Origin of the sequence: Exiguobacterium sp. s83, assembly GCF_018617095.1 — a bacterium.
Lineage (GTDB): Bacteria > Bacillota > Bacilli > Exiguobacteriales > Exiguobacteriaceae > Exiguobacterium > Exiguobacterium profundum.
On sequence record NZ_JACSJP010000001.1, the window covers coordinates 307,593 to 319,324 of the forward strand.

Sequence of the window (11,732 nt, forward strand, 5' to 3'; positions counted from 1 at the left end):
GAACGCGTGTGATAATGACGAATAGACAACTGAAACGATACAGACGATGAAGGAAATGAGTACGTCGTCACCGCCTCTACAGAGACATCTTCCTAGGCTGCGAGAAGATGGGGGTCGGCCGACCGAAGCTATTCTGGAGTCCCCACTCAACCTGGGCGCCTCATCCACGTTAACGGATGTTCGAGGCACGGTATTCTACCGTGCGAACGAGGGTGGTACCACGAAGCGATGCTTTCGTCCCTTTCCACAGGGGCAGGCATCGCTTTTTTTCGTTTCGTTCAGAAATAAGGAGGAATTGTTCATGAAACCGCTCAAATCATTGACTGGCGCACAAATTCGCCAAATGTACTTAGATTTCTTCAAATCAAAAGGGCACAGCGTGGAGCCGAGTGCTTCGCTCGTACCGGTCGAAGACCCAACTTTGTTGTGGATCAACTCTGGTGTTGCAACATTGAAAAAATATTTTGATGGACGTGTCATCCCAGCGAACCCACGGATCGTCAACGCTCAAAAATCGATTCGTACGAACGATATCGAAAACGTCGGGAAGACAGCACGTCACCATACGTTCTTCGAAATGCTCGGGAACTTCTCAGTCGGTGAATACTTCCGTGAAGAAGCAATCACATGGGGATGGGAACTGTTGACGAGCGACGAATGGTACGGACTCGATCCGGACCGTCTCTCCGTCACGATTCACCCAGACGATGAAGAGTCAAAACAAATCTGGATGAACCTTGGCATGCCAGCTGACCGCATCATCCCGCTAGAAGATAACTTCTGGGAAATCGGTGAAGGTCCATCTGGTCCAAACACGGAAATCTTCTTTGACCGTGGTCCAGCATTCGGGGACGACCCGACAGACCCTGAACTTTATCCGGGTGGGGAGAACGAGCGTTACCTTGAAATCTGGAACATCGTGTTCAGCCAATATAACCATGACGGACATGGAAACTACACAGAGCTTCCGCGTAAAAACATTGATACAGGGATGGGACTCGAACGGATGGCGAGCGTCGTTCAAGACGTACCGACAAACTTCGATACCGACCTCTTCATGCCGATCATTCGTGAAACTGAAAAAATCAGTGGCGACGTATACCGTCAAGACAGTAGCAAGGATGTTGCGTTCAAAGTCATCGCGGACCACATCCGTACGGTATCGTTCGCAATCGGTGACGGGGCACTCCCATCGAACGAAGGACGTGGCTATGTCCTCCGTCGTCTTCTCCGCCGTGCGGTCCGCTATGCGAAGATGCTTGGTATCGAGCGTCCGTTCATGTATGAGCTCGTCGACGTCGTCGGTGACATCATGGTCGACTTCTACCCGCAAGTGAACGAGAAGAAAGACTTTATCAAGAAAGTCATTAAAAACGAGGAAGAGCGTTTCCACGAAACGTTGAACGACGGACTCGCGATTTTGAACGAAGTCGCAAAAGCACAAAAAGCAGCTGGGTCAAACATCATCAGCGGTCAAGACGCATTCCGTCTTTATGACACGTACGGCTTCCCGCTCGAATTGACAATCGAATATGCAGAAGACCATCAGATGACGGTCGACGAAGATGGATTCAAAGAAGCGATGAACGAGCAACGTGAACGTGCACGTCAAGCGCGTGCTGACGTAGAATCGATGCAGATTCAGTCGGGTGTGCTTGCAGATATCACGATGCCATCGACCTTCCTCGGATACAACAGCCTTGAGACGAACGCAAAAATCATCAGCTTGATTCACAACGGCGAACTCGCTGACGTCGTCGCTGCCGGAGAAGAAGCACAAGTCATCCTCGATCAGACACCATTTTATGCCGAGAGTGGCGGTCAAATCGGTGATAAAGGACAAATCGTCGGAGAAGACTTCCTTCTTCGCGTAAAAGATGTGTCGAAAGCGCCGAACGGACAGAACTTGCATACAGTCACGGTCGAGTCAGGTGTGGCGAAAGCGGAAGTAGCCGTCACGGCTTCTGTCGACCAAGCATCGCGTCAAGCCATCGTCAAGAACCACACGGCGACGCACCTCTTGCACCGCGCACTCAAAGATACGCTCGGGGAGCACGTCAACCAGGCCGGTTCACTCGTGACACCAGACCGTCTTCGTTTTGACTTCTCTCACTTCGGTCAAGTGACATCAGAAGAGCTTCAATCCATTGAGCGTCAAGTGAACGAGAAAATTTGGGCATCGATCGGTGTCGATATCGAAGAAATGAACATTGCGGATGCGAAAGCAAAAGGCGCGATGGCACTCTTCGGCGAGAAGTATGGTGATGTCGTTCGGGTCGTATCAGCAGGGGATTACTCGGTTGAGCTTTGTGGTGGGATTCACGTCTCCAACACGGCTGAAATCGGACTCTTTAAAATCTTGTCTGAATCAGGGATTGGCGCTGGGACGCGTCGAATTGAAGCGGTCACAGGAGCTGGCGCATATGAAGTGATGAACCAGCAAATCGAAACGCTCGAAGCGACAGCGAAGTTGTTGAAGACGAAACCACTTGAAGTTCCTGCACGCGTACAAGCACTTCAAGCTGAAATCAAAGAAGTCGAGCGTGCTTCAGAGTCGCTTAAAGCGAAGCTTGCCAACATCGAGGCATCTTCATTAACGGATGCGATTGAAACGATTGGCGGCGTCCAGTTGATTGCGAAACGCGTCGATGGACAAGACATGGATGCCCTTCGCAGCATGGTCGACGACTTGAAAGGGAAACTCGGCTCTGCTGTGATTATCCTTGGGTCGGCAAATGGGGAGAAGGTCAACCTCGTCGCAGGTGTGACGAAAGACCTGAACGACCGTGGCTTCCATGCCGGAAAACTGATTAAAGAAGTCGCGACACGCTGCGGTGGTGGCGGTGGCGGTCGTCCAGACATGGCACAAGCAGGTGGCCGAGATGCAACAAAACTGGACGAAGCATTGAAGTTTGCTTCACATTACGTCGAATCACTGGCATAATAGAGTGTGAAGTGCAAACGGAAAGAGGTGGATTCTTGTGAGCCAAATGGATCGCACGATGCAATTCAATTTTCCAGAAGATGATCAACGTGCTAACACACGTGAGACGCTGATTACGGTATATCAAGCACTCGAGGAAAAAGGTTATCAACCGATCAATCAAATCGTGGGATACTTACTGTCAGGTGACCCTGCCTACATTCCACGTCATAATGATGCGCGAAACTTGATTCGCAAAATTGAACGGGATGAACTTCTCGAAGAGTTGGTCAAATCGTATTTGAACGATCGTAGAGAGGATTAATATGAAGCGAGTCATGGGACTCGATGTCGGATCGAAGACGATTGGTGTCGCGGTGAGTGACCTGATGGGATGGACGGCGCAAGGTGTGGAGACGGTCTACTGGACCGAACCTGACTTTGACGAAGCCGTCCGTCTCCTTCGTCCGTTCATCGAGCAGTACGATGTGAAAGAAGTCGTCGTCGGTCACCCGAAAAACATGAATGGGACAGTCGGCCCGCGCGGTGAGGCGTCCGAGGCATTTGCCGAGGCGTTCACAGAACAGACGGGTTTACCTTGCGTGTTGGTGGATGAACGATTAACGACGATGCAAGCGGAACGGATGCTCATTTCAGCAGATGTCAGCCGCAAAAAGAGAAAAGCGGTCATCGACAAAATGGCGGCCGTGATGATTTTACAAAACTACCTGGATCGTTCCGGGAAATAAGGAGGAATCTCTCATGGCAGAAATCCGTCGTGAAGAAGAAATGTACCGTATTCCAGATGAAAATGGAGACGAACATTTATTTGCAGAAATTTTCCGTATGACGAGCGACCGTTCGAAAAAGACATTTGTCGTACTTGAACCGGTAGGCGCACCAGAGACAGAAGACGAAGATACGATTGAAGTATACGCATTTGAAATTGAAGAACTTGAAGATGGCGAATTCATCTTGAAGCTCGTCGAAGACGATGAAGACTTCGAAGAGGTCATGGAAGCATTCGACATCGTCAATGACGAAGTCGGTCTAGACTAAATAGAGGACGGGCGGCTAGGGAATGTCCCTCGTCGCCTCTCTTTATAAAAAGAACAGGGGAGAAATGCATGAATCATCCATCTATGTCAGATGAGAAACGTGCCCGCAACCGGATCGTCCGTCGTATCACGGTTGTCATCCTGGCCATCTTCCTTCTCGTCATTGCCACAGGGTCGGCGCTCGCATATGTCTTTGTGAAGCGTTCCATCGAACCGATTGACCCAACTTCGACTGAAACGGTCGAGATTGAAGTCCCGCTCGGTGCCGGTTCGGGATACATTGGTGAATTACTAGAAGAGAATGGGCTTGTAAGGAGTAGCACGATTTTCCGTTTCTATACACGCTTTAAGAACGAATCGTCGTTCCAGGCGGGGACGTATACGTTATCTCCGTCACAATCAATCGATGAATTGATTGAAACGTTGCAAACAGGTAAAGTCATTGTGGTCCCTGATATTAAGCTCGTCATTCCAGAAGGATTCACGATTGACCAGGTGATTGCGCGACTTGCGAAAGTGGCCGAAATCCCGAAAGAAGAGATTTCTGAGCAGTTGAGCGACCGTGAATACATTCAATCTCTCGTAAACGAGCATGAAATGTTGACGGATGAAGTCTTGCAGGAAGGCATCTATCATCCGCTTGAAGGATACCTGTTCCCAGCCACATATGAATTCAATAAAGGCGTAACGCTCAATGAAATCATCGATGAGATGTTACTGCCAACCGAAAGTATGTATCAAGAATACAAAGATCGTTTAGCCGATTCAGGACGTACGTTCCATGAGACGCTCGCGCTCGCATCCGTTGTCGAGAAAGAGGCGGTGTCAACGGAAGACCGCAAAGAGATTGCCGGTGTGTTTGAGAATCGCTTAAATGACGGAATGAAGTTACAATCTGACCCGACCGTCTGGTACGGAACGGGGGAAACATCGATTTTCACTTCATTCGCGGACTTAGAGAACGACTCTCTATATAACACGTATCGTTATGAAGGCATTCCGATCGGACCGATTGCGGCCGTGAGCCGTGACGCATTTGAGGCGGTGCTCAACCCGAACGATACGGAGAACATTTACTTCTACGCGCGCCCTCCACGTGAAGGGTTCCCGAACGGGGAAGTCTTGTTCGAGGTCGACTATGAGGATCACCAACAAAACGTCAATAAGTACCGTTCCGAATGGGAAGCGTTTGAAGAAGCAAACAGTAATTGATGGGACGACCGGAAGCGGATGCTTCCGGTCGTTTGAATGAAGAGAGTTAAGAGGTGGAACGAGTGGACCATGCATCCTATGAGGGATATGTAGAAAAACTGATCAATGACCGCTCCCCGCTATTGACGGAGATGGAGGCGTTCGCGCGTGTCCATCACGTCCCAATCATGGATTTGACGGGTTCGGAAGTATTGCTCTCCTTATTGGCGATGCAACGGCCGACCCGAATTCTCGAAGTGGGGACGGCCATCGGCTATAGTGCCATTCGCATGGCGGAGTTGTTACCCGATGCAGAAATCGTCACAATCGAGCGAAATGCTCGTCGTTTTGAAGAAGCGACGGGATTCATCAATCGATCGGACGTGCGCGATCGGATTACGCTCATTCACGGTGATGCCGTCGAATTGATTGGATCGATTGAAGGTGAATTCGATGCCGTGTTTATTGATGCGGCAAAAGGACAATATCAAAAATTTTTTGATGGGTATGGCGCTTTAGTACCAATTGGTGGTACGATTTACAGCGATAATTTGTTTTTACGAGGGGACGTCTTGCTAGAGGACGTGTCGGTTTTAGACCGACGCCGACGTCGGCTTGTTCGTCTCGTGAAGCAGTTTACTGAGCAATTGATGGCACGGACCGATTATCATACTGCAATTTTGCCCCTTGGTGATGGCCTAGCAATCAGTCGTAAATTACGATGAGGAGGACTTAACTTTGATGCAACATAAACCCGTCATTATTGGCGTGGCCGGGGGTACCGGATCAGGAAAAACGACCGTGGCCCGCGCGCTCGTCGATGCGTTTCAAGGTCAATCGGTCGTCATGATCGAGCAAGACGCGTACTATAAGGATCAATCAGAGATGACCATGGAGGAGCGGTACAAGACGAACTACGACCACCCCTTCGCCTTTGATAACGATTTGTTGATTGAACATATCCAACAGTTACAACAACATCAGGCGATTGAGAAGCCGGTCTATGACTATGCGGCTCACACGCGTTCAAGTGAAACCATCTTGATCGAGCCCGTCGATGTCGTCATCGTCGAAGGAATCTTGGCACTCGAGGATGCACGTTTGCGTGAATTGATGGATATTAAAGTGTTCGTGGATACAGATGCGGATGTTCGAATCTTGCGTCGCATGCAGCGTGATATCAATGAACGTGGACGTTCAATCGACTCGGTCGTGGCGCAGTACACGAATGTCGTCCGCCCGATGCATTTGCAGTTCTGTGAACCGACGAAGCGTTATGCAGACATCATCGTTCCTGAAGGCGGAGAAAACTTTGTTGCAATCGATTTACTCGTGACAAAAATCCGTTGGGTGCTCACTGAGCGCAATCGCGCTTGAGGAAATAAATCGTTTTCAATTCAACCCTAGCTGTAATATACTAGGAGACAATGAAGGAGTGACAGAAATGGCTGAAAAACAACACTATATGACGTTAGACGGAAAAGCGAAAATCGAACATGAATTAAACGAACTGAAGACGGTCCGCCGTAAAGAAGTCGTTGAAAATATTAAGATTGCTCGTGACTTCGGTGACTTGTCAGAGAACGCGGAATATGACGCGGCGAAAGAAGAACAAGCGATGGTCGAAGGACGCATCGCACAATTAGAAGAGATGCTCCGTAACGCGGTCATCATTCAAGATGATGCAGGCGATAACTCGGTTGTCTCAATCGGGAAGACGGTAACGTTCTTCATCCAAGAAGATAATGAAGACGAGACGTATACAATCGTTGGTGGAGCTGAGGCAGACCCGTTCACAGGGAAAATCTCGAACGAATCACCGATCGCCAAGGCACTTCTTGGTCGTACGATTGGTGATGTGGTCACGGTGCAAACACCAGGTGGCGACATGGTCGTCGAAATTAAAGAAATCAAATAAATTGTTGAGCGACCTCCTATTCGGAAGTCGCTCTCTTTCTGAGGAGGAAACGGAATGAAAGTAGGCATCATCGGCGCGATGGAAGAAGAAGTGAATTTACTTCGGAACGAGTTGACAGAACGAGTAGACACTGAAATCGCGAACTATCATTTTTATGAGGGCTATCTTGGAAACATGCAAGTTGTCATCTTGAAGTCAGGCATCGGGAAGGTCAATGCAGCCATCGGCACGACACTTTTGATTGATAAGTTCAAACCGGACGTCGTCATCAATACGGGTTCTGCCGGCGGTTTTAAAAAGGGAATGAAAGTCGGAGACGTCGTCGTCTCGACGGAAGTTCGTCATCACGATGTCGACGTGACGGCATTCGGATATGAATATGGACAAGTACCAGGCATGCCGCCGGCGTATGAGGCGGATGCCAAGCTCGTCAGCGTCTGTAAAGATGTCATTGAAAACTTGCCGGACGTGAACGTGCACCAGGGATTGATCGTGACAGGAGATTCGTTCATCAACGATTCGAAACGCGTGGCGGACATCCTCGGTCATTTCAATGGCGTCGCAGCCGTCGAAATGGAGGCTGCTCCGATCGCCCAAACGTGCTATCAGTTTGGTGTCCCGTTCGTCGTCACACGCTCGATTTCAGACAGTGCGGACGAAGAAGCGAATCTGTCGTTTGATGAGTTCTTGGAGACAGCATCGATCAATTCTGCGAAGATGGTCATGGCTGTCACGAAGCGTTTAGAACAAGCTTAATCCAGTCTACACGAGGAGGATGCATTGACATCCTCTTTTTATTCCCTTATATTAGTACCAGATACTAAGAATAGGGGTCGACGATATGAATATTGGAATCATCGGCATCGGGTCGTTCTTACCGGACAATCGGGTGACAAATATCGATTTAGAAAAACGAATGGATACGAGCGATGAGTGGATTCGTACACGTACAGGCATCGAGGCACGTCATTTGGCTGAGGGTGATGTGACGGTCGCGGATATGGCGACACGTGCCGCTGAACGGGCGTTACAGAGCGCGGGCGTCGCAATCGATGAGATTGAAGCGATCGTCTGTGCGACGGCTACAGCACCAGCCTTCCCGGCAACCGCATGTGTGGTGCAGGCGAATCTCGGAGCGAAAGCCGCTGTCGCCTTCGATGTGAGCGCGGCATGTAGCGGTTTCATCTTCGCGATGGACACGGCGAAGAGTCTCATGGATTCAAAAGGATTGAAAAAGACGCTCGTCATTGGCGCAGAGAAGATGGGAAGTCTAATTGATTGGGATGACCGATCGACTGCTGTCCTCTTCGGGGACGGAGCAGGGGCTGTCGTGCTCGGGGAAGACGAGATCGCTTCAATTGACTCACTTGTGCTCGGAAGTGACGGGACAGGTGGAAAACATCTGTATGAGAATGAAGAAGGTAAAATCGTCATGAACGGTCGCGAAGTCTTCAAGTTTGCCGTTCGGAAGATGCCCGAAATCGTGCTTGAAGCGCTAGACAAAGCAGACAAGACGTTGGAAGATCTTGACGTCCTCGTTCCACACCAGGCGAACCGTCGAATCATCGACGCTGCGATGGAACGGTTACACTTAGAAGAAGAGAAAGTGGTCATGACCATTCAAGACCATGCGAATACATCAGCAGCTTCCATTCCACTCGCTTTGGCCGAAGCGGTCAAGTCTGGCAAAATCCAAGATGGACAAACGGTCGTCATCGCAGGGTTTGGTGCCGGACTCACCTGGGGGGCTAGCTGTCTGACATGGAATCACGCAACCATTACGGAGGGGAATCATTTATGAAACGAGTAGTAGTGACAGGATTAGGAGTCGTATCACCATTAGGAAACGATGTCTCAACAATGTGGGACCGTCTTTTAAAAGGGGAAAACGCCATTGATACGTTGACGAAGATCGACATCAGTCAATATCCGGCCAAGGTCGGTGCGGAAGTGAAGGAATGGAACATCGATCATTTAGTCGAACCGAAGGAAGCACGTAAGATGGACTCCTTCATCCAATATTCTTTACTTGCGGCAGACGCTGCCCATAAGGACAGCGGACTCGACGTGAAAGCCATCGCGGACGATGTCGGGATTTGGATCGGGAGCGGGATTGGTGGCGTCGAGACGATTGACAAACAGTCGGCCATCCTTCATGACCGTGGACCACGTCGCGTCAGCCCGTTCTTCATTCCGATGATGATTCCGAACATGGCGAGCGGACAAGTATCCATCTATCTTGGAGCAAAAGGACCGAGCAACTGTTCCGTGACGGCTTGTGCGTCAGGGACGAACTCCATTGGGGAAGCGTTCCGTGTCATTCAACGTGGAGATGCGATCGCCATGTTCGCAGGTGGAGCGGAAGCGCCAATCACACCACTCTCGTTCGCAGGTTTTTGTTCAAACAAAGCCCTTTCAACGAATCCAGACCCGAACACGGCGTGCCGTCCGTTCGATGAAAACCGTGACGGATTCGTCATGGGTGAAGGAGCCGGGGTGCTCGTCTTAGAGGAGTATGAACATGCAAAAGCACGTGGTGCGAAAATGTACGCTGAAGTTGTTGGATATGGGATGAGTTCGGATGCTTACCATATCACAGCACCATCCCCTGAAGCTGAGGGCGGTTCGAAAGCGATGAGTGAGGCGATTCGAGACGCCGGAATCACGCCAGAAGATGTTCAATACATTAACGCGCACGGAACGAGTACACCACTCAACGATATGCTCGAGACGAAAGCGATTCGTCGTGTGTTCGGGGAACACGCTGATAAGCTCGCCGTCAACTCGTCAAAATCGATGATCGGTCACCTTCTTGGTGGTGCAGGTGGCGTCGAGGCCGTCATCACAGCATTATCGATTCACGAAGGCAAGATTCATCCAACGATTAACTGCGAATCACCAGCAGCAGATTGTGATTTGGATTATGTACGTGAAGGAAATCGGGAACTTGACATTCGTTATGCACTCAGTAACTCACTCGGCTTCGGGGGCCACAATGCGACACTCGCATTTGCAAAAGTGACGAACTGACGGTAGAAAAATCACTCAAAAAAGGTTAGGGTATAAGGGTTGGTCTAACAGAAAGGAGTGCAACGAATGAAAAAGAAATCATTCATCGTGGCCGCCTTGTTAGGTTCAGTCCTTATCCTTTTTTTATTTATTTGGAACGAACAACGAGAGCAGTCACGCGAACTAGTGCCAGTCGAAGAACAACAATTGACGATTTACGGAGAGTCGCTTCCGACTCAGCCGGATGTCATGCTAGCAATCGATCCGTCATCTCAAACAATCCTGTCCCATCTCTATGAAGGCCTATATCGATTCGGAGCAGACGGGTCCATCGAACCAGCGCTCGTTGAGAAGTTAGAGCGATCCGAAGATGGAACGGTCTATACATTCACATTAAAAGAGAGTGTGACGACAGAAGGGAATGCGATTGACGCGCAAACATTCGTCGATCACTTCCAAAAACTCGTGGACGTTGATTCGAATTCACCGTTCAGCTTCTTACTAGCAGATGTTCAATCCGCAAAAGAAATCGGACTTGGCCAACAAGAACCGGATACGCTAGGGGTCAAGGCAATCGATGACCGGACGCTCGAGTTGACTCTTGTCCGTCCGATGGAAGGGTTCGAACAGATTTTGGCGATGCCCGCATTTTTACCTCAACCAAATGTGGAAGCATGGGAAGAACTAGAGACGAACGGTCCATTTAAAATCAAGGCAATCGGAGATACGACCATCTCGTTACATAAAAATGAAACGTACCGAGAAGCTGAACAGGTGACACTTGAAACGATTACCATTAATAGTGAAGCGAACTTGACGGAAGCGACAGGGATGCAACCCGTCCCATACGATTTTGACGTTTCCACGATTGATGAGGAAATTTTGAACGTACAGGACGTTCCACGAAGTGGAGTCTTTTATTTAAAGCCGAATGTAAAAAAAGCCCCGTTTAATGATGTAGCGTTCCGACAAGCCATCGCATTGACGCTTAAGCGGTCGGAAATCGAGGATTCACTCGCGCGAGCGGAACAGACGACAGAACGATTACTCGTCATCGCCCAAGAGGATTCGATCGCACAATTAGAAGGAAACGCAGACCAATTGTTTGACACCGTGAAGAAACGGCTGAAGAAAGATGAACTCGAAATCGAGCTGCTCAGCTTTGTCGATGACGAAGCGCGTCAAATCTCCGCAAAATTAAAGAAGAATTTGGAACAGTTGGATGGTTTGACCGTTAACATTATCGAGCTCCCCTTAGGAGAAAAAGTTAGGAAAGAAGTCTCAGGGGATTATGCGTTTTCTCTATCAGGCTGGCAACCGGACTATCCGATGTTATCCGCCTATTTGACTCAATTTGAAACAAACGATGTCCTCAATTCGAGTCGATATGCCAGCGAATCGTATGATCAATTGATGGATCAGGCTCGCTCAACAGATCGGTTGGAAGAACGAAATGAGATTTTCCGAGAAGCGGAGGCACAGCTGTTAGAAGAGGCTGTTGTTATGCCAATCTATCAAGCTGGACGTTCTTATGTGATCGAGAAAGGTTATGACCATATCGGTTTTCCGGTCATCGGTCCTTCATATGTCCTAACCTTTGCGAAAAAATACGAAAATTGAGCTAAAAGCCCGC

At 49.3% G+C, this 11,732-nt stretch carries 12 protein-coding genes; all 12 read left to right on the forward strand.

The annotated features are described in order from the left end of the window. Positions 1-301 precede the first annotated feature (301 nt). The 12 genes from alaS to KNO73_RS01605 all read left to right on the forward strand — a co-directional run bounded on the left by alaS (position 302) and on the right by KNO73_RS01605 (position 11,719). The gene (gene alaS / locus KNO73_RS01550; RefSeq protein ID WP_215111969.1) at positions 302-2,944 is read left to right on the forward strand and encodes an alanine--tRNA ligase; all 2,643 of its coding nucleotides are present in this window, start codon (positions 302-304) and stop codon (positions 2,942-2,944) included. A gap of 37 nt (positions 2,945-2,981) precedes the next feature. Next, positions 2,982-3,248: an IreB family regulatory phosphoprotein gene (locus KNO73_RS01555; RefSeq protein WP_015881196.1), complete on the forward strand. Its 267-nt coding sequence runs from the start codon at positions 2,982-2,984 to the stop codon at positions 3,246-3,248. 1 nt (position 3,249) lies between these two features. After that, on the forward strand, positions 3,250-3,672 hold the full coding sequence (gene ruvX, locus KNO73_RS01560) for a Holliday junction resolvase RuvX (protein WP_015881197.1): 423 nt from the start codon (positions 3,250-3,252) through the stop codon (positions 3,670-3,672). A 13-nt stretch (positions 3,673-3,685) separates the two neighbouring features. Continuing rightward, positions 3,686-3,982, forward strand: coding sequence for a DUF1292 domain-containing protein (locus tag KNO73_RS01565; RefSeq protein ID WP_078146594.1), 297 nt, complete (start codon positions 3,686-3,688; stop codon positions 3,980-3,982). Positions 3,983-4,050: 68 nt separating this feature from the next. Further along, positions 4,051-5,193 carry an endolytic transglycosylase MltG gene (mltG, locus tag KNO73_RS01570; RefSeq protein ID WP_215111970.1) on the forward strand — a complete coding sequence of 381 codons (1,143 nt, stop codon included), beginning with the start codon at positions 4,051-4,053 and terminating at the stop codon, positions 5,191-5,193. A gap of 62 nt (positions 5,194-5,255) precedes the next feature. Beyond that, complete coding sequence (locus KNO73_RS01575) at positions 5,256-5,897, forward strand: O-methyltransferase (RefSeq protein ID WP_015881200.1); 642 nt, start codon at positions 5,256-5,258, stop codon at positions 5,895-5,897. 16 nt (positions 5,898-5,913) lie between these two features. After that, the gene (udk, locus tag KNO73_RS01580; RefSeq protein ID WP_031421468.1) at positions 5,914-6,549 is read left to right on the forward strand and encodes a uridine kinase; all 636 of its coding nucleotides are present in this window, start codon (positions 5,914-5,916) and stop codon (positions 6,547-6,549) included. A 67-nt stretch (positions 6,550-6,616) separates the two neighbouring features. Beyond that, a complete protein-coding gene (gene greA, locus KNO73_RS01585) occupies positions 6,617-7,090 on the forward strand; it encodes a transcription elongation factor GreA (protein WP_015881202.1) in 474 nt (157 codons plus the stop codon). A gap of 54 nt (positions 7,091-7,144) precedes the next feature. After that, a complete protein-coding gene (gene mtnN / locus KNO73_RS01590) occupies positions 7,145-7,846 on the forward strand; it encodes a 5'-methylthioadenosine/S-adenosylhomocysteine nucleosidase (RefSeq protein ID WP_215111971.1) in 702 nt (233 codons plus the stop codon). An 85-nt stretch (positions 7,847-7,931) separates the two neighbouring features. Continuing rightward, positions 7,932-8,891, forward strand: coding sequence for a beta-ketoacyl-ACP synthase III (locus KNO73_RS01595; protein ID WP_214684586.1), 960 nt, complete (start codon positions 7,932-7,934; stop codon positions 8,889-8,891). Next, a complete protein-coding gene (fabF, locus tag KNO73_RS01600; RefSeq protein WP_215111972.1) occupies positions 8,888-10,120 on the forward strand; it encodes a beta-ketoacyl-ACP synthase II in 1,233 nt (410 codons plus the stop codon). The genes KNO73_RS01595 and fabF overlap by 4 nt, the downstream gene beginning before the upstream one ends. A 66-nt stretch (positions 10,121-10,186) precedes the next feature. Further along, on the forward strand, positions 10,187-11,719 hold the full coding sequence (locus tag KNO73_RS01605) for a peptide ABC transporter substrate-binding protein (RefSeq protein ID WP_215111973.1): 1,533 nt from the start codon (positions 10,187-10,189) through the stop codon (positions 11,717-11,719). Positions 11,720-11,732: the final 13 nt, after the last annotated feature.

Coding starts and splice junctions, on each gene's coding strand:
- greA (WP_015881202.1), top strand. CDS start 6,617: ATGGCTGAAAAACAACACTATATGACGTTAGACGGAAAAGCGAAAATC.
- KNO73_RS01565 (WP_078146594.1), top strand. CDS start 3,686: ATGGCAGAAATCCGTCGTGAAGAAGAAATGTACCGTATTCCAGATGAA.
- fabF (WP_215111972.1), top strand. CDS start 8,888: ATGAAACGAGTAGTAGTGACAGGATTAGGAGTCGTATCACCATTAGGA.
- udk (WP_031421468.1), top strand. CDS start 5,914: ATGCAACATAAACCCGTCATTATTGGCGTGGCCGGGGGTACCGGATCA.
- ruvX (WP_015881197.1), top strand. CDS start 3,250: ATGAAGCGAGTCATGGGACTCGATGTCGGATCGAAGACGATTGGTGTC.
- alaS (WP_215111969.1), top strand. CDS start 302: ATGAAACCGCTCAAATCATTGACTGGCGCACAAATTCGCCAAATGTAC.
- mltG (WP_215111970.1), top strand. CDS start 4,051: ATGAATCATCCATCTATGTCAGATGAGAAACGTGCCCGCAACCGGATC.
- KNO73_RS01605 (WP_215111973.1), top strand. CDS start 10,187: ATGAAAAAGAAATCATTCATCGTGGCCGCCTTGTTAGGTTCAGTCCTT.
- KNO73_RS01595 (WP_214684586.1), top strand. CDS start 7,932: ATGAATATTGGAATCATCGGCATCGGGTCGTTCTTACCGGACAATCGG.
- mtnN (WP_215111971.1), top strand. CDS start 7,145: ATGAAAGTAGGCATCATCGGCGCGATGGAAGAAGAAGTGAATTTACTT.